Genomic DNA, 17,978 nt, shown 5'->3' on the forward strand with positions numbered 1-17,978 from the left:
GGCCGAGCCGCAGTGGCTGTGGCCGCGCAACCCGCCGATCCGCGAGCGTAAATCCATCCCCACCAGTTGGCTGAAAATCACCCTGTATGAAGGGCGAAACCGCCAGGTGCGTCGCATGACGGCGCATATCGGGTTCCCTACCCTGCGCCTGATTCGCTACAGTATGGGTAATCTTTCGCTGGATTCACTGCAGCCCGGTGAATGGAAAACCATCGACTCCCTGTAGACCGATAACTGATGGAGGCGCCATGAAATCTACTCCGATCGCGCTGCTGCTCGCCGCTCTGGCGGCCCCGTTCGCCGCCCCGGCCGCCAGCTTCGACTGCGCCAAGGCGGCAGGCAGCGATGAACGCACCATCTGCGCCAACCGCACGCTGAACGATCTGGACGTGCAAATGGCCACCAAGTACCAATTCCTGCGCGGCCTGTTCGCCATGGGCGCGCGCGGCGCGATGCAGGACAGCCAGCAGGCCTGGCTGGCCAAACGCCAGCGGTGCGGCGGCGACACCGCCTGCCTGCTGCAAAGTTACCGCACCCGCATCGCCGAGCTGGACGACATCTACCGGCGCATCGACAAACCGCTGTAAGGAGACCGCATGTTCAAACCGCACGTCACCGTAGCCTGCGTGGTGCACGCCGCCGGCAAATTTTTGGTCGTCGAAGAGACCATCAACGGCAAAGCGCTGTGGAATCAGCCGGCCGGCCACCTGGAGGCCGACGAGACGCTGGTGCAGGCCGCCGAGCGCGAGCTGTGGGAAGAGACCGGCATCCGCGCCACGCCGCAGGCGTTCCTGCGCCTGCACCAGTGGATCGCGCCGGATCGCACGCCGTTCCTGCGTTTCTGCTTCGTCATCGAGCTGGAACAGCCGCTGCCGACCGAGCCGCACGACAGCGACATCGATCGCTGCCTGTGGTTGAGCGCCGACGAGATTTTGCAGGCGCCCAACCTGCGTTCCGCGCTGGTGGCGGAGAGCATTCGCAGCTATCAGCAGCCGGAACGTTACCCGCTTTCGCTGGTCGGCAGCTTCGCCTGGCCGCATTGAAGGCGCCGGGCAGCACAAGATGAACAGTGCGCCGGCGCGGGCAACGTGGTAAAATCCTGCGCTTGTTTTTATCAGCACGGTTCGTGTTCAAGTTCGTGAGATCCCCATGTCAGACAACAGCCAGAAAAAAGTAATCGTCGGTATGTCCGGCGGCGTCGACTCTTCCGTTACCGCCTATCTGTTACAGCAACAGGGCTATCAGGTCGCTGGGCTGTTCATGAAAAACTGGGAAGAAGACGACGACGAAGAGTACTGCTCCGCCGCGACCGATCTGGCCGACGCGCAAGCGGTCTGCGACAAGCTGGGCATCGAACTGCACACGGTGAACTTTGCGGCGGAATACTGGGACAACGTGTTTGAGCTGTTCCTGGAAGAGTACAAGGCCGGCCGCACGCCGAACCCGGACATCCTGTGCAATAAAGAGATCAAATTCAAAGCCTTCCTGGAGTTCGCCGCCGAAGATCTGGGGGCCGATTTCATCGCCACCGGCCACTACGTGCGCCGCCAGGACGTGGACGGCAAAAGCCGCCTGCTGCGCGGCGTCGACGGCAACAAAGATCAGAGCTACTTCCTCTACACCCTGAGCCACGAGCAGGTGGCGCAGAGCCTGTTCCCGGTCGGGGAGCTGGAGAAGCCGGAGGTGCGCCGCATCGCCGAGCAACTGGAGCTGGTCACCGCCAAGAAGAAAGACTCCACCGGCATCTGCTTCATCTGCGAACGCAAGTTCCGCGACTTCCTCGGCCGCTACCTGCCGGCCCAGCCGGGCCCGATCGTCAGCGTCGACGGCCAGACCGTCGGCGAACACCAGGGTTTGATGTATCACACTCTGGGCCAGCGCAAAGGGCTGGGCATCGGCGGCCTGAAAGACAGCAGCGAAGATCCGTGGTACGTGGTTGATAAAGACGTGGCCAACAACGTGCTGGTGGTTGCGCAGGGGCACGATCACCCGCGCCTGATGTCCACCGGCCTGATCGCGCAGCAGCTGCACTGGGTGGATCGTCTGCCGCTGACCGGCCCGTTCCGCTGTACGGTGAAGACCCGCTATCGCCAGCAGGACATCCCTTGCACCGTGACCCCACTCGACGACGAACGCATCGAAGTGCGTTTCGATGAGCCGGTCTCCGCCGTCACCCCCGGCCAGTCGGCGGTGTTCTACCAGGGCGAAATCTGCCTCGGCGGCGGCATCATCGAACAGCGCCTGGCGTAATTCGCCTGCCGCCCAAGAAAAACGCTGCGTTTACCGCAGCGTTTTTTTATTCAAAATTCCACCTGCGCGCCCAGCTCGATCACCCGATTCGGCGGGATTTCGAACAGATCCGGCGCCCGCAGCGCGTTGCGCTGCAATAGCTGAAACACCTTGCCGCGCACGCGCAGATACCAGGGCCGCTTGCCCAGCACCAGCGTATCGCGCGACATGAAGAACGAGGTCTCGTTCATGGTGAAGCTCATCCCCTCCAGCCCGCAGCGATAAAGGATATCCGTCACGTTGGGCGTCTCGCGCCAGCCGTAGCTCGCCACCACCCGCCAAAAGCTCGCCGACAGCTGTTCGATCGCCACCCGCTGCACATTGTGCACGTACGGCATGTCGGTGGTGACGATGGTCAGCAGCACCACGCGCTCGTGCAGCACCTTGTTGTGCTTCAGGTTATGCAACAGCACCAGCGGCACCGCATGCGGCGTGCGCTCCATAAACACCGCGGTGCCCGGCACCCGCTTCGGCGGCGCCTTCTCCAGCGATTCGATCAGCGCGCTCAGCCCTTCCTGATTGTCGCGCAACCGGCGGATCAGGCGCGAACGCTCGGTCTTCCAGGTCAGCATGATCAGCAGAATCGTCAGCCCAAGCGCCACCGGCAGCCAGCCGCCGGTCGCCAGCTTGATCAGGTTGGCGCCGAACAGCGGCACGTCGATGCACAGCATGACCAGCAGCATCAACCCGCCCAGCGCGCGCGGCCAGCCCCAGTTTTTCACCGCCACGATGCTCAGCAAAATCGACGACAGCAGCATGGTGCCGGTCACCACGATGCCGTAAGCCGACGCCAGGTTGCTGGAGTGTTTGAAACTGATAATCACGATCAGCACCGCCGCGAACAGCAGCCAGTTCACCACCGGAATGTAGATCTGCCCGGACTCCTGATCGGAGGTATAGATGATGCGCATCGGCGGCAGGTAGCCCAGCCGCACCGCCTGCCGCGTCAGCGAGAACACGCCGGAGATCACCGCCTGCGAGGCGATCACCGTCGCCAGCGTGGCGATCACCAGCAGCGGGATCAGCGCCCAGGTCGGCGCCAGCAGGAAGAACGGGTTGTTGATCGCCGCCGGATTGGCCAGCAGCAGCGCCCCCTGGCCGAAGTAGTTCAACACCAGCGCCGGCGCCACCAGCGTAAACCACGCCAGACGGATCGGCTTTTTACCGAAGTGGCCCATATCGGCGTACAACGCTTCGGCGCCGGTGACCGACAGCACCACCATGCCCAGCGCAAAGAATGACACCGCCTTGTATTCGAGGAAGAAATTCACCGCCCAGTAAGGGTTCAGCGCCCGCAGCACGCCGGGGTGATGCAAAATGCCGCCGATGCCCAGCAGCGCCAGCGTCAGGAACCAGATAACCATCGCCGGGGCAAACAGTTTGCCGACGCTGCCGGTGCCGCGTTTTTGGATCGCGAACAACGCGGTCAGCACCAGCAGCGACAGCGGCACGATAAAGCTGTCCAGCTCGGGGGCGATAATCTGCAGCCCCTCGATGGCCGAGAGCACCGAAATGGCCGGGGTGATCACCCCGTCGCCGTAAAAGAAGCTGCCGCCCACCAGCCCGATCAGCACCGCCGCCGGCACCCAGCGCGCATCCAGCTTGCGGATCGCCAGCGACATCAGCGTCAGAATGCCTCCCTCGCCGTCGTTGTCGGCGCGCATCACAAAACAAATGTATTTAATGGACACCACCAGCGTCAGCAGCCAGAAAATCAGCGACAAAAAGCCGTAAATCGAGGCCGGCGTCAGGGTGATGCCCTCCTCCGCCGTCAGGCATTCGCGCAGGGTATACAGCGGGCTGGTGCCGATATCGCCGTACACCACGCCGATGGCCGCCAGCGTCACCGCCGGCAGCGGCTGCTTGTTTTTTACGTGCATATAAAGGTCTTTATTTAAGGGTTCACGTTGGCAGTATAGATGCAGCCGCCGCACTTTATTTGCCGCCGCAACAATAAGTTCGCGCCGCCGCGCCGGCGATTTTCGCCGCCTTATTGCGCAGTTCTGCGCCGCACGGCGCCTCCGCCTCGTAACAGACGTATTAGACGCTGGGTTTACCCTCGATTTTGTGGCATGATCCGCGGCATTCGTTGTCATCGTTGTTACAGCCACGCCCGAGCGTTACCGTTCGCGGCCGCCGCCGTTGCCCCTGCGATACACACAACCTTATGCAGTAAGCCATGTACCGTTCACCGCGTTTACAGGAGTCATCGTGGCGAAGAATTATTATGACATCACGCTGGCCATGGCGGGCATCAGCCAGTCGGCGCGTTTGGTTCAGCAGTTGGCCCATGAAGGGCAATGCGACCGCGAAGCGTTTCAGACCTCGCTGAAAAGCCTGCTGCAAATGGATCCGCCCTCCACGCTGGCGGTGTTCGGCGGCGAAGAACGCAATTTGATGGTCGGCCTCGAAACCCTGATGGGCGTGCTGAATGCCAACAACAAAGGGCCGGGCGCGGAACTGACCCGCTACACCATCAGCCTGATGGTGCTGGAGCGCAAGCTCAACGCCAACAAACAGGCGATGAACACGCTCGGCGAACGCCTCGGCCAGCTTGAGCGCCAGTTGGCGCACTTCGATCTTGAGTCAGACACCATCATCAGCGCGCTGGCCGGCATTTACGTCGACGTGGTCAGCCCGCTCGGGCCGCGCATTCAGGTGACCGGCTCGCCGGCGATCTTGCAGAATCCGCAGGTGCAGGCCAAGGTGCGCGCCACGCTGCTGGCCGGCATTCGCGCCGCCGTGCTGTGGCAACAGGTCGGCGGCAGCCGCCTGCAGTTAATGTTTTCCCGTAATCGTCTGTTCAAGCAGGCGCAAAATATCGTTGCTCATTGTTAATCGATCCCAGGAGTTGCTACCGATGGAATTATCCTCACTGACCGCCGTTTCCCCCGTTGATGGACGCTACGGTGATAAAGTCAGCGCACTGCGCCCCATTTTCAGCGAATACGGTCTGCTGAAATTCCGCGTACAGGTTGAAGTACGTTGGCTGCAAAAACTGGCCGCCTGCGCAGAAATCAAGGAAGTTCCCGCTTTTGACGCCGACGCAAACGCTTTCCTCGACAAAATCGTCGCGGAATTCAATGAAGAAGACGCGCAGCGCATCAAAACCATCGAACGCACCACCAACCACGACGTGAAAGCGGTCGAGTATTTCCTGAAGGAAAAAGTGGCGGCGGTGCCTGCGCTGCACGCGGTGTCCGAGTTCATCCACTTCGCCTGCACCTCCGAAGACATCAACAACCTGTCGCATGCGCTGATGCTGCAAAGCGCCCGTCAGGACGTGGTGTTGCCTTACTGGCGCAAGATCATCGACGCGCTGAAAGGGCTGGCGCAGGAATACCGCGATATCCCGCTGCTGTCGCGCACCCACGGTCAGCCGGCAACCCCGTCGACCGTCGGCAAAGAGTTCGCCAACGTGGCTTACCGCATGGAGCGCCAGTACCGCCAGTTGGAGCGCGTGGAGATCATGGGTAAAATCAACGGCGCGGTCGGCAACTACAATGCCCACATCGTCGCTTACCCGGAAGTGGACTGGCATCAGTTCAGCGAAGCGTTTGTGACCTCGCTCGGCATCACCTGGAACCCGTACACCACGCAGATCGAACCACATGACTACATCGCCGAACTGTTCGACTGCGTAGCGCGTTTCAACACCATTCTGATCGACTTCGACCGCGACATCTGGGGCTACATCGCCCTGAACCACTTCAAGCAGAAGACCATCGCCGGCGAAATCGGCTCTTCCACCATGCCGCACAAGGTCAACCCGATCGACTTCGAAAACTCCGAAGGCAACCTGGGCCTGGCCAACGCCGTGCTGGGCCACCTGGCGGGTAAACTGCCGGTTTCCCGCTGGCAGCGCGATCTGACCGACTCCACCGTGCTGCGTAACCTGGGCGTGGGCCTGGGTTACGCGCTGATCGCCTACCAGGCCACCCTGAAGGGCATCAGCAAGCTGGAAGTCAACCAGGCGCACCTGTTGGACGAACTGGATCACAACTGGGAAGTGCTGGCCGAGCCGATCCAGACCGTGATGCGCCGCTACGGCATCGAGAAGCCTTACGAGAAGTTGAAAGAACTGACCCGCGGCAAGCGCGTGGACGCCGCCGGCATGCAGGCGTTCATCGATGGTCTGGCGCTGCCGGAAGAAGAGAAAACCCGTCTGAAGGCGATGACCCCGGCCAACTACATCGGCCGCGCCACTACCCTGGTCGACGAGCTGAAGTAAACGCGTTAGACCCACAACGACAAGGCGGCCCGCGGGCCGCCTTGTTGCTTATTATTCGCCGCGCAACACCTGCAGCCGGGCAATCTGCCGCCCCTGCGCATCGAAGTTGTCCGCACTCAGCCAACGCTCAAACGCCTGCCGCACCGCCGGCCAACGGTCAGCGGTGATGGCGAACCAGTCGGTATCGCGGCTGCGCCCTTTAACGATCACCGCAAAGCGGAAGTTGCCCTCGTAACGGAAGCCAAAGCGCAGCGCGGCCTGGCGCGATGGCGCGTTATGGCTGTCGCACTTCCACTCACAGCGACGATAGCCCAGCGTGTCGAAGGCGTAACGCAGCAGCAGCGCGATGGCCTCGGTGGCGCTGGAACGCTGTTTCATCAACGGTGACCAGCTGACGTGGCCGATCTCCAGCACGCCGTTGGCCTCGTCGATGCGCATCAGCGCCACCGTCCCCACCGGCGCGTCGCTGACGGCATCGAACACTGTCAGATTGACCAGCGTCGGGTTGGCCTGCAGCGTCTCCAGATGCAGCAGCATCGCCGCCGGCGTATCGGGCCGTTCGATAGACAGATAGGTCCAGTCGCGGCCGTCCGGCGCCAGCTGGAAAGCGTCGTACAGCGCGGCGTAATCCCGCTGCGGCTCGAGCGGCGCCAGCGAGCAGAAACGCCCGCCGAGCGTTGCGCCGCCCGGGCGACGAGCCGGCTGCCAATCCGGCATCGGTTCGCCAATCGGCTGACCATAACGATTCATTGCCATACGCGCCTCCTGCGGTTAACGGGTATAAACGATAAACGAGCTTCTTCTGCCGATTTTGTCGTACAGCGAACGCGCTGGCGCGTTGTACTCTTGAGTCATCCAATAGACCCGATCGCTGCCGCGCGCCTCCGCCAGTCGATACGCCTGTTCGAACAGTTTTTCCGACACTTTATGGCCGCGCGCCTGCGGCGACACATAGAGATCTTCGATATAACAATAGCCCATCGCGCTCCAGGTGGACGGATGGAATACCAGGTTCATCAGCCCCAGCAGCCGGCCGTCGGCATCCTCCGCCACCAGCCCGTACACCTGTTCATCCAGCCCCAACCGTTCGAAGGTGCGATCGGTCACCTGCGGCGCCACGTCGGCGCGGTAAAAGTCGAGATAGCCCTGCCACAACGCCAGCCATTGCGCTCTGTCGTCGCCATTGATTCTGCGGATGGTCACTTCACGATTTGATGGGTTCATAGCGCCTCACGGGGTTAAGATATTATTTCCATTAGGGAAATAACCGAATAGCGGCAGGATACACCGCGCAGCGGCGGCGTAATACGGACCAATTCAAAACGCCGAGCAGACCAATTTTAACCGCCGCTTTCCCGCGGCAGCGCGTTGAACACCTGCGCCAGCGTGGCGATAAAGCGCACGATCTCGTCCGGCGTATAGGCCGAAAAACCGAGCACCAGCGCCCCGCGCTGCGGCGCGCCGGTGTAGAAATCCGCCAGGCCGTACAACCGTATTCCTCGTTCGGCCGCCGCCGCCACCAGCCGCCGCTCCGTCGCCGCATCCGCCAACGGGCAAACCAGCTGCAGCCCACCCTGCGGCAAGGCCGGGTGCGTCCAGGGCGCGAGATGGCGTTGCACCGCGTCGTACAGCACATCCAGCCGCGCCTTGTACAGCGTGCGCATATTGCGCAGATGCTCGGCGTAGCCGCCCTCATGCAGGCAGTGGAACAGCGTCATCTGCGCCAGCGCCGACGTGTAGCCGTCCTGAAACTGCCTGGCGGCGACCAATGGCCGCACCAACTGCGGCGGCGCAATCATGAAGCCGATGCGCAGCCCCGGAAACAGCGTCTTGCTGAAGGTGCCGATGTACAGCGTGCGCCCGCCGCTGTCCAGCCCCTGCAGCGCCGCCTTGGTTTGTCGATCGTAGTTGAACTCGGCGTCATAATCGTCTTCGATGATCCAGGCCCGCCGACGCTGGGCCCACTGCAACAGCGCCAGACGCCGCTCGAGGCTCAGCGAATACCCCAGCGGGTAGTGATGGGACGGCGTGATGTAAACGCCCCGCCCGCCGCCCGTGGCGTGCATCAGTTGCCCGACGTCCATCCCCTGCTCATCGATGCCGATCGGTCGCGCCTGCAGCCCCGCCGACTGCACCAGCTTTTTCGCCCCCTGGTAGCCCGGCTCTTCGACGAATACCGCATCGCCGGGATCGAACAGCACCTGGGTGCACAGCGCCAGCGCCTGCTGAGAGCTGGTGACCACGATCACCTGCTCCGCCGACGCCTTGACGCCCCGCTCCCGCTGCAAATAGTGCGCGATCGCCGCACGCAGTTCCGGCAAGCCCTGCGGATCGGCATACCCCAACAGCCGCTCGCCGTGCCGCCGCAGCGCCTGCTTTTCCCACTGCAGCCATGAATCGATGGGAAACGCCCTCAGATCCGCCAGCGAGGGCGTCAGCGAAGCCTGGCGGCTGGTGTGCGGCGTATGGCTGACCGCCAGCAACGCCCGGCCGCGATCGCTTAACTCGCGTTCCGCCAGCCGCGCCTCCTGGCCTGCCTGCGTCGCCAGCAGTTCACGGCCGAGCAGCGTATCGCAGCGATAACGCACAAAGCTGCCGCGCCCCACCGTTCGGCTGATAAACCCCTCCGCCTCCAGCCGTGCGTAGGTCTGTTCCACCGTGTCACGCGCCACCGTCAACCGGGCCGCCAACGCGCGGCTCGGCGGCAGCTTCGCCCGCCACGGCAGTTCCCCGGCGGTGATGAGCCGCAACAGGGCCTGATGCAGCGCCGAACGTCGGGTCAGCCCCTGCTGACGCTGCTGGGTGAAGGCTGCCAGGATTGCCGCGTCGTCCGCGTGTCTTGGGGTGTCACTCATGGGCAGTCTGTTTCTCCGAGCCTGGGGCAATAGCACACTACTCTACCTCATTTCTCCCAGCGGCGGCGGCAGTTGCGCTGCCCGGCGAAATCCCCTTAAATAAGCCATCGCATTGCGGCTACAGGACTTCCGTCAGCTATGAGCAAGGAGATCAACCAGCGTCTGCTGGAAAAACTGCTGCAGGATCTGGCCAGCACGGGCGCGATGCCGTTATATCTGCGCTTTAACGCCTCGGTGCGCCAGGCTATCGAGCAAGGATTGCTGAACGCGGGGGATTTCCTGCCCAGCGAGCGCCTGTTTACCGAACGGCTCGGCATCTCACGCATCACGGTGCGCAAAGCGCTGGCCTGCCTTGAGCAAGACGGCATCATCGGCCGTTCACGCGGCTACGGCACCTTCATCCAGCCGCAACGGCCCGCGCCGAAGCTGCGCTATTCATTAGCGGACATCAAAGGGTTCTCGCGCGAGGCGACGCAACAGGGGCGTCAGCCGGATACGCAATGGATCAGCCGCGAGCGGGTGCCGGCCAGCGCCGAACTGGCGGAAAAGCTCCGGCTGGCGGTTGGAGCGCCTATCTACCAACTCAAGCGCATTCACTTTATCGATCGGCGGCCGATGTCGGTGGCGGTGTCCTACGTGGTGGCGGCGGCGATTGCCAACGTCGACGAGATTGGCATCTCGCTGTACGACTACTTCCGGCGCAATAATAATGTGGAGATGGGCTCGCTGCGCAGCCAGGTCAGCGCGGCGATGGCCGACGACGACATCCGCCAGGCGCTGCAGCTATCAGAACCGATGCCGCTGCTGATCGTGCGCCAGACGTTGTTCGACCACCGCAAGAAGCCGATCGAATACAGCGAAAGCTTCTGCCGCAGCGACATGTACGAGTTTACCAGCGAAAGCTGATCCGTCACGCCTCGCCCTGCCGGCGGCGGCGAAAACGCGCGAACGCCTGGGCATACGCCTCAACGTCCAGCGAATTCACCCGCTGCAACTCCGCCAGCAGGGCAGGATCCATCGCGTCGGCGCCGTGCAGCGCGCCGCAGACAGCGGTGGCCATCGCGCCGATGGTGTCGGTATCGCCGCCCAGATTGGCGCACAGCACCGCGCAACGGGTAGGATCGGTTTGCGCCAGCTGCACCATCGCCAGCGCCGCCGGCACCGACTCGATGGTGCTCACCCCGGCGCCAATCAGTTGATATATCCGCTCAGAGGCCTGCTCGGGATCGGCGGCCTCATCCACCACCTGAAACGCCAACTCGATGCGCGCCGCCAGCGAGGGGCTGAACGTCGTCACCTGACGGCGCTGGGCATACTCCGCCACACCCGGCAGCGCCAGGCGAATCGAGGCCCAGTCCGCGCCCTCCACCGCACGCGAAACCGCCCAAGCGATCGCGACGGCACCGGCGACGGCGATGTCGGATTTGTGCGTCGGGCTGGAGGCCAGCCACACCTGCTGACAGAAATCCTCCAGCGGCGCAGACGGCAGCACGCAGCCCAAAGGCGAAATGCGCATTGCTGCGCCATTGGTGATGCCGTTGTTTTCCAACTCGGCGATCGGCGTGCCCGCTTTCTGCTCGCTCAACGCCAGTTTGGAACTGGGGCCGAGAATGTTCTTGTTGAAGGCGTCAAAACTGTCCACCCAGCGGATCACATTGCGGGCGATCAGCGCCGGCACCACCTCACCTTCCGCTTCCCGCAGCGCATCGGCCAGCGCCAGTGCCATCGCGGTATCGTCGGTATATTGCCCGGCCTTGAAGTAACAGGCGGCCGAGTTCTCCGCCGGCCCATCGAGAAAACCGTCTATCCAGCCGAAATGGCGCTTAACCCGCTCGCGCGGCCACAGCTCGGAAGGCATGCCGAGCGCGTCGCCCAGCATCTGTCCGTAAAGTGCGCCCGCTATGCGTTCTGCCTGGGTTAACTGCTTCATCCGTCGCTCCTGAGAAAATGTGCCGTTGCCTCAATAATACCTTATTAGTACCTTTAAAGCTTATCAAGCGCCCGGCTCACACTTCCCTTTCGCGGGCAATGCCCGGCGCGTTTAAGTTGCGTTTAATGTTGCCCCGCCGCTGTTTATCCGACGTTTATCAGAGCTTGTCGATAATGTCGGCGAACAAATTGATAACGCTTATTTTAATACATTGCCTCGGCTCTCTTGCGGGCCGGGCGGGTTATACCTACCATAGCCTCAGCACTTTTTGTCAAAATGGTTCAGGTGGCCGCGTTATTCCCTGACACGCCGCAGAGCGTGTTCCCTTTTATCGCGTGGGTGACAGGATGTTCACCCGCATAGTCACAGGAGTTCGCCATGCGAGTACTGGTTGTTGAAGATAATGGTTTGCTGCGTCACCACCTTTCCGTTCAGATGCGCGAGATGGGCCATCAGGTCGACGCGGCCGAAGACGCCAAGGAAGCCGATTATTTCCTGCAGGAACACGCGCCGGATATCGCCATCGTCGATCTCGGCCTGCCGGGTGAAGACGGCCTGAGCCTGATCCGCCGCTGGCGCGCCCATCAGACCAAGCTGCCGATCCTGGTGCTGACCGCCCGCGAAAGCTGGCAGGACAAAGTGGCGGTGCTGGAAGCCGGCGCCGACGACTATGTCACCAAGCCGTTCCACCTGGAAGAGGTGATCGCCCGCATGCAGGCGCTGATGCGCCGCAACAGCGGCCTGGCTTCGCAGGTGATCGTGCTGCCGCCGTTCCAGATCGATCTGTCGCGCCGCGAACTGAGCGTCAACGATCAACAGATCAAGCTGACCGCCTTTGAATACACCATCATCGAAACCCTGATCCGCAACGCCGGCAAGGTGGTGAGCAAAGATTCGTTGATGCTGCAGCTCTACCCGGACGCCGAACTGCGTGAAAGCCACACCATCGACGTGCTGATGGGCCGCTTGCGCAAGAAAGTGCAGGCGGAATACCCGCATGAAGTGATCACCACGGTACGTGGCCAGGGCTATCGTTTTGACGCGAAGTGAACATGATGTTCAACAAGAATAAAAAACCGTTTTCGCTGCGTGCCCGCTTCCTGATGGCGACCGCCGGGGTGATCCTGGCGCTGTCGCTCTCTTACGGTTTGGTGGCGGTCGTCGGCTATATCGTCAGCTTCGACAAAACCGCCTTCCGTCTGCTGCGCGGCGAGAGCAACCTGTTCTTCAGCCTGGCGCAGTGGAAAGACAACAAACTCACCATCGCCATTCCCCCCGATCTCGATCTCAACTTCCCGACGCTGGTCTTTATCTACGACGATAAAGGCAACCTGCTGTGGAGCCAGCGCAAGGTGCCGGAGCTCGAGAAGCTGATCAACAAGGAATGGCTGGAGGAGTCCGGCTTCTACGAAATCGACACCGACACCCGCGTCAGTAGCGAAGTGCTGGGGGACAACCCCAAAGCGCAGGATCAGCTGAAGAATTACGACGATACCGATCAGAACGCGCTGACCCACTCGGTGGCGGTCAACACCTATGCCGCCACGCCTCGCCTGCCGGCGCTGACCATCGTGGTGGTTGACAGCATTCCGCAGGAGCTGCAGCGATCCGACGTGGTGTGGGAGTGGTTCAGCTACGTGCTGTTGGCCAACCTGCTGCTGGTGGTGCCGCTGCTGTGGCTGGCGGCCTACTGGAGCCTGCGGCCGATCAAGGCGCTGGTCAATCAGGTGGGCGAACTGGAGAACGGCGAGCGCGATCAGCTGGATGAGAACCCGCCCAGCGAACTGCGCGGGCTGGTGCGCAATCTGAACATTCTGGTGCGTAACGAGCGCCAGCGCTACACCAAATATCGCACCACCCTGTCGGATCTGACCCACAGCCTGAAAACGCCGCTGGCGGTGCTGCAAAGCACCCTGCGCTCGCTGCGCAGCGGCAAGCAGACCACCATCGAAGAAGCCGAGCCGATCATGCTGGATCAGATCGGGCGCATCTCGCAGCAGATCGGTTACTACCTGCACCGGGCCAGCATCAACTCCGGCCAGACGGTGTTGACGCGCGAGATCCACTCGGTGCCGGCGCTGCTCGACAGCCTGGTGGTGGCGCTGAACAAGGTTTACCAGCGCAAAGGGGTGGTGATCACGCTGGACATCTCGCCGGAAGTGACCTTTATGGGCGAGAAGAACGACTTTATGGAAGTGATGGGCAACGTGTTGGAAAACGCCTGCAAATACTGCCTGGAGTTCGTTGAGATCACCTCGCTGCACTCAGAGAAAAATCTCATCCTCGTCATCGACGACGACGGCCCGGGCATCCCGGAAAGCAAGCGCCAGCTGATCTTCCAGCGCGGCCAGCGGGTGGACACCCTGCGCCCCGGCCAGGGCCTTGGCCTGTCGGTGGCGGCGGAGATCATCGAGCAATACGACGGCGAAATCGTCATCAGCGACAGCCCGCTCGGCGGCGCGCGCATGCAGGTCACTTTCGCCCGCCAGCACGATACCCACCACAACGAATAAATTATGCCGCTGCGGCCCCGATCCACGGGGCCAAACTTCCGTTATAATCGCACTCAGGCTCACTCCCCTATCCTGGAATAGAACATGGATTATCAATTAGATCTGGACTGGAACGATTTTTTGCAACGTTATTGGCAAAAGCGTCCGGTGATTCTGAAGCGCGGCTTCAAAAACTTTATCGATCCGATCTCCCCGGATGAGCTGGCCGGGTTGGCGATGGAAAACGAAGTGGACAGCCGCCTGGTCAGCCACCAGGACGGCCGTTGGCAGGTCGCGCACGGCCCCTTCGAGAGCTTCGACCACCTGAGCGAAAACAACTGGTCGCTGCTGGTGCAGGCGGTGGATCACTGGCATGAGCCTTCGGCGGCGCTGATGCGCCCGTTCCGCCAACTGCCGGACTGGCGGATGGATGACCTGATGATCTCCTTCTCGGTGCCGGGCGGCGGCGTCGGCCCGCACCTCGATCAGTACGACGTGTTCATCATTCAGGGCACCGGCCGCCGCCGCTGGCGAGTCGGGGAAAAAACGCCGCTGAAACAGCACTGCCCGCACCCGGATCTGCTGCAGGTCGAACCGTTCGACGCCATCATCGACGAAGAGATGGAGCCGGGCGACATTCTCTACATTCCGCCGGGCTTCCCGCATGAAGGCTACGCGCTGGAAAACGCGCTCAACTACTCGGTGGGCTTCCGCGCGCCGAACGGCCGCGAGCTGGTGAGCGGCTTCGCCGACTACGTGCTGGCGCGCGAACTCGGCAGCAAGCGCTACGGCGATCCGGACGTTAAACTGCGCGAACACCCGGCGGAGATCTTGCCGCAGGAAGTGGACGCCTTACGGCAGATGATGCTGGATCTGGTGCAACAGCCGGAGCACTTCCAGCACTGGTTCGGCGAGTTTATCTCCCAATCGCGCCACGAGCTGGATCTGGCGCCGCCGGAGCCGCCGTATCAGGCCGGGGAAATCTACGAACTGCTGCAACAGGGTGAAGCGCTGCAGCGCCTGGGCGGATTGCGCGTGCTGCGCGTCGGCGATCGCTGCTTCGTCAACGGCGAACTGATCGACACCGACCAGCTGCAGGCCGCAGACGCCCTGTGCCAGCACTTCAGCGTCGACGCCGCCCAGCTCGGCGACGCGGTGGACGATCCGTCATTCCTGGCGCTGCTGACCGTGCTGGTCAACAGCGGCTATTGGTACTTTAACGACTGATTGCCGTCACGCGCACAAGCCACCCTGCCGGGTGGCTTTTTTATGCCTGCCGCGCCTGCGCGCGAAAGCCGGCCAGCGCTTCATCCGCCATGCCCGCCTGCTCCGCCGCCGCGCAAATCTGCCGCCAGGTAGTGGCGTCTACCGGTATGCCCTGCTCCAGCCGCGCCGCGCGGTTGGCCTCCTCCCATTCGCCCGGCACCGCGATCGGCTGTTCACCGCTCGGCGGCGACGCCTTTACCCAGCCGATAAACGCTTCGGCCTCGGCCTGCATTTGCGGGGCGTCGAAGGCCTGAGGATCGAGGATCAGGGTCGTCATGCAGTTGAAGATGGCGTCGCTGTCGGCTTTCAGCGTGGCGTCGTGGGTGGTGCGGCCGCCGGAGAGCGCGCCGCCGAGGATTTCGCACATCGCCGCCAGCGCATAGCCTTTGTGCAAACCGAACGGCAGCAGCGAACCGAACGGCGCTTCGTGCATCACCTTCGGCTCGGTGGTGGGTTGCCCGTGTTCGTCGATCAGATAGCCCGGCGCCACCGACAAGCCTTTGTTATAGGCCACCCGAGTCTTGCCGAAGGCGATGCCGCTGGTGGCGAAATCCAACAGCAGCGGCGTGCGGCCCGGCCGCGGGAAAATGGCGCAGAACGGGTTGGTGCCGAAGCGGCGATCGCTGCCGCCGAACGGCGCCACCATCGGATCGCCCACCACGTTGACGAAGTGAATCGAGATGAAACCGGCGCGGGCGCACTGCTCCGCCCAATGGCCGATGCGGCCGATATGGTGCGCATTGTGCAGCGCCACCGCCGCCAGGCCCAGCTTGCCGGCGCGTTCAATGCCCAGCGCCATCGCTTCGCTGGCCACTACCTGACCGAAGCCGCGCGCGCCGTCGAGCGTCAGCACCGCGCCGGCGTCGCGCACCACCTCGGCATGTTGATTGAGCTGCAATTGCCCCTGCGCCAACGACGCCATGTAGCTGGGGATCATGCCGACGCCGTGCGAGTCGTGCCCGGCCAGATTGGCCTGCACCAGATGATCGGCCACCAGCTCGGCTTCGCGCGCCGTGCTGCCGGCCTGGCGCCAAATCGCCTGAACGAACTGCGCCAAATGCGGGCTGGCGATACGGTATTCGGTGCTCATCATGCGGTCCTTATGCGTGGGGAATGTACCTCCACACTATGAGCAACGCCTTGTTTCGGCAAGCGATTATGCCGATCGCAAGCGTCCCGTTTTAACTACAGTATCCGCACGTTAGCCCTGGCGACAAAAAGAGCGGGCGCCACTACGTTAGCCCCCCGGCAAAAGGCTCTCGTTATGGTGCCCTTCCACCTGCAAAAAAAGAAAACCCCCAACAAGCTTTCGTTTGCTGGGGGCTAAAGATGCACTAATCAGACCATAACTATGGCTATTCGATACCGTATTTTTTCTCGGTTACGAATTTCGGCTCTTTCCAGTTGGGGCCTTTAACTACTTTTCCATTTTGATCTTGAAGCACCCCTTTTTGGAATAATGCATCGTAAGTAGAAGAGAGTTCCCCGCTGGAAATTGCATCAAAGCGATTATAGGTATATAGACGATCTAATTTACGGTAATCAGAGGTCGGTCCCAAAAAAGTTAGCACATCTTCTACACTTTCATTTTTAACGATATCTTTTAAAGGCATTATTTCTTCCCTCCCATAGCATCTTTCAGCTCCTGTTCATATGCGGCTTGTAGGGCCCCATCGGTATAAAGTGCCTGTTCTTTTTCATTTATTCTATAGTCTTCAAGCGTAGCAGTATGTGTATTATTCCATACGGCCTTCTGTTCTTGAACACTGTGCGGAACCTCACCATCTTTTATGCCAAGATTCCTGTACCTCTCCAACTCTCTGATTTCATGAGTATAAAATCGCCTATCAGTGTCAGTAGGTTGTAGCTCCCCTTTCAAAATTTTATCCAAACGGTCAATCATCACTTGGTTTTCCGGGGTCTGTTCAAAACGCCCAGTATGAAGCTTCACCTTATCTACGCCGGCACGGTCGATGCTGGCCCCTTTCCAATCCAGGTTCTGGATGGGGCCCCCAGCTTTATTGGTGTTGTATTCACGACCGCTGTATTTGCCCCTGGCGTTGGTTTCACCATAGGGCTTGCTCACCATCACATAGACAGCTTCAACTCCGGTTTCCAGCGCATCCGGCTGCCACAGGATAAAGTCTTGCAGATCCTGCACCACATCCGCCGGGAAGGTGGTGACCACGATGCTGTCCGCCTGCCTGATGCCGGTGCCGGTATGCACTGGCGATTTGGGCCCCGGTGAGCCGTTGCCGGTATGCGCCGGCGCAGCCGGCCCGGTCGGCACCGGGTTGATCAGTATCGTTCTGGCCGGCGCGCCCGCCACCGCCGGCAGCATGATTTTGTCCAGCCCCGTCAGCTCATCGCGAACGGGTCTGAATACCGGCACGCTCGGCGATACGCCGCCGACGCCCGTTCTGACGAAGTTGACGCTCTGTCTCCCGTCATCGTCAGTGGTGATAAATCCGCGCACCGGCAAATCGACCGAGGTAATGCCGGGCTGAATGGTCGTCCTACCCGCCGCCGCCAGGCTCGCCTGAAGGGCAAACAGATTGACATCCCGCCCGGGCACCCGGTCACTCCCTGCACCGACCTCCGTCGGGTAGAAGCCGAGAGCAAAAGCCCCCAGCACCGATCCGGCGGCGACCGCGGTGCCGGCGCGTATACTGCCGACTTCGTAGGCCGCCCGCCACGACGCGCTCGCTGCCCAGCCGGCCAGTTCGCTCGTGGTCGTCATCACACCTTGCCCGACCATCGACGTCTGCAGCATGGCGGGGGCGCGGTTGAGCACCATGGCGCCTGCCGCCGCCAGCGCCGCATTGGCCGCTTTTAGCTTTTCCGGCGTATACGCCGGAGCGTCCATAATACCCGCTTTAGCGAACAACGCTTTTCTAGCTGCTTCCACCTTGCGG

17 protein-coding genes and 1 pseudogene are annotated in these 17,978 nt (G+C 61.8%); 10 read left to right on the plus strand and 8 right to left on the minus strand.

Features of this window, described 5'->3' with window-relative positions; all coding sequences use genetic code 11:
• From ADK28_RS21605 to mnmA, 4 genes and pseudogenes are all read left to right on the plus strand, one after another.
• Nucleotides 1-226, plus strand: a pseudogene (locus tag ADK28_RS21605) (23S rRNA pseudouridylate synthase); the annotation flags it as partial.
• 22 nt (nucleotides 227-248) lie between these two features.
• Entirely contained in the window at nucleotides 249-587 is a 339-nt protein-coding gene (locus ADK28_RS21610; RefSeq protein WP_033640599.1) for a lysozyme inhibitor LprI family protein, read from the plus strand.
• A 9-nt stretch (nucleotides 588-596) separates the two neighbouring features.
• The gene (locus ADK28_RS21615) at nucleotides 597-1,043 is read left to right on the plus strand and encodes an NUDIX hydrolase (protein ID WP_015377609.1); all 447 of its coding nucleotides are present in this window, start codon (nucleotides 597-599) and stop codon (nucleotides 1,041-1,043) included.
• Between the two features lie 106 nt (nucleotides 1,044-1,149).
• A complete protein-coding gene (gene mnmA / locus ADK28_RS21620) occupies nucleotides 1,150-2,250 on the plus strand; it encodes a tRNA 2-thiouridine(34) synthase MnmA (RefSeq protein WP_048796617.1) in 1,101 nt (366 codons plus the stop codon).
• Between the two features lie 50 nt (nucleotides 2,251-2,300).
• On the opposite strand, the gene kup is transcribed toward mnmA, so the two are convergent.
• Nucleotides 2,301-4,169 carry a low affinity potassium transporter Kup gene (gene kup, locus ADK28_RS21625; protein ID WP_016928067.1) on the minus strand — a complete coding sequence of 623 codons (1,869 nt, stop codon included), beginning with the start codon at nucleotides 4,167-4,169 and terminating at the stop codon, nucleotides 2,301-2,303.
• Nucleotides 4,170-4,500: 331 nt separating this feature from the next.
• Here kup and hflD point away from each other — a divergent pair, with 331 nt between their 5' ends.
• Both hflD and purB read left to right on the plus strand, forming a co-directional pair.
• Entirely contained in the window at nucleotides 4,501-5,127 is a 627-nt protein-coding gene (gene hflD, locus ADK28_RS21630) for a high frequency lysogenization protein HflD (RefSeq protein WP_016928068.1), read from the plus strand.
• A gap of 22 nt (nucleotides 5,128-5,149) precedes the next feature.
• On the plus strand, nucleotides 5,150-6,520 hold the full coding sequence (gene purB, locus ADK28_RS21635; RefSeq protein ID WP_016928069.1) for an adenylosuccinate lyase: 1,371 nt from the start codon (nucleotides 5,150-5,152) through the stop codon (nucleotides 6,518-6,520).
• Nucleotides 6,521-6,571: 51 nt separating this feature from the next.
• Here the strand turns inward: purB and ADK28_RS21640 are convergent, their stop codons facing one another.
• The 3 genes from ADK28_RS21640 to ADK28_RS21650 all read right to left on the minus strand — a co-directional run bounded on the left by ADK28_RS21640 (nucleotide 6,572) and on the right by ADK28_RS21650 (nucleotide 9,375).
• Complete coding sequence (locus ADK28_RS21640) at nucleotides 6,572-7,276, minus strand: GNAT family N-acetyltransferase (protein WP_048796618.1); 705 nt, start codon at nucleotides 7,274-7,276, stop codon at nucleotides 6,572-6,574.
• A gap of 15 nt (nucleotides 7,277-7,291) precedes the next feature.
• Entirely contained in the window at nucleotides 7,292-7,744 is a 453-nt protein-coding gene (locus tag ADK28_RS21645) for a GNAT family N-acetyltransferase (protein ID WP_048323028.1), read from the minus strand.
• 116 nt (nucleotides 7,745-7,860) lie between these two features.
• Complete coding sequence (locus ADK28_RS21650) at nucleotides 7,861-9,375, minus strand: PLP-dependent aminotransferase family protein (protein ID WP_016928072.1); 1,515 nt, start codon at nucleotides 9,373-9,375, stop codon at nucleotides 7,861-7,863.
• A gap of 138 nt (nucleotides 9,376-9,513) precedes the next feature.
• Between ADK28_RS21650 and ADK28_RS21655 the strand changes: the two genes are divergently transcribed.
• Entirely contained in the window at nucleotides 9,514-10,281 is a 768-nt protein-coding gene (locus ADK28_RS21655) for a GntR family transcriptional regulator (RefSeq protein ID WP_048796619.1), read from the plus strand.
• Nucleotides 10,282-10,285: 4 nt separating this feature from the next.
• Here the strand turns inward: ADK28_RS21655 and ADK28_RS21660 are convergent, their stop codons facing one another.
• Entirely contained in the window at nucleotides 10,286-11,305 is a 1,020-nt protein-coding gene (locus tag ADK28_RS21660; protein ID WP_048796620.1) for an ADP-ribosylglycohydrolase family protein, read from the minus strand.
• 378 nt (nucleotides 11,306-11,683) lie between these two features.
• Here ADK28_RS21660 and phoP point away from each other — a divergent pair, with 378 nt between their 5' ends.
• From phoP to ADK28_RS21675, 3 genes are all read left to right on the plus strand, one after another.
• Complete coding sequence (phoP, locus tag ADK28_RS21665; protein ID WP_004941169.1) at nucleotides 11,684-12,355, plus strand: two-component system response regulator PhoP; 672 nt, start codon at nucleotides 11,684-11,686, stop codon at nucleotides 12,353-12,355.
• A 5-nt stretch (nucleotides 12,356-12,360) separates the two neighbouring features.
• A complete protein-coding gene (gene phoQ / locus ADK28_RS21670; RefSeq protein ID WP_028128045.1) occupies nucleotides 12,361-13,818 on the plus strand; it encodes a two-component system sensor histidine kinase PhoQ in 1,458 nt (485 codons plus the stop codon).
• An 84-nt stretch (nucleotides 13,819-13,902) separates the two neighbouring features.
• Nucleotides 13,903-15,024, plus strand: coding sequence for a cupin domain-containing protein (locus ADK28_RS21675; RefSeq protein WP_048796621.1), 1,122 nt, complete (start codon nucleotides 13,903-13,905; stop codon nucleotides 15,022-15,024).
• 40 nt (nucleotides 15,025-15,064) lie between these two features.
• Here the strand turns inward: ADK28_RS21675 and ADK28_RS21680 are convergent, their stop codons facing one another.
• The 3 genes from ADK28_RS21680 to ADK28_RS33095 form a co-directional block, all read right to left on the minus strand.
• Nucleotides 15,065-16,153 carry a malate/lactate/ureidoglycolate dehydrogenase gene (locus tag ADK28_RS21680; protein WP_048796625.1) on the minus strand — a complete coding sequence of 363 codons (1,089 nt, stop codon included), beginning with the start codon at nucleotides 16,151-16,153 and terminating at the stop codon, nucleotides 15,065-15,067.
• Nucleotides 16,154-16,418: 265 nt separating this feature from the next.
• The gene (locus ADK28_RS21685) at nucleotides 16,419-16,676 is read right to left on the minus strand and encodes a hypothetical protein (protein WP_015377593.1); all 258 of its coding nucleotides are present in this window, start codon (nucleotides 16,674-16,676) and stop codon (nucleotides 16,419-16,421) included.
• Nucleotides 16,676-17,978, minus strand: a 1,303-nt coding sequence (locus ADK28_RS33095; protein ID WP_239686272.1) for an S-type pyocin domain-containing protein, incomplete at its 5' end; no start/stop codon positions are given. The genes ADK28_RS21685 and ADK28_RS33095, both read right to left, overlap by 1 nt.

Origin of the sequence: Serratia sp. 506_PEND (assembly GCF_001076875.1) — a bacterium.
Lineage (GTDB): Bacteria > Pseudomonadota > Gammaproteobacteria > Enterobacterales > Enterobacteriaceae > Serratia > Serratia marcescens.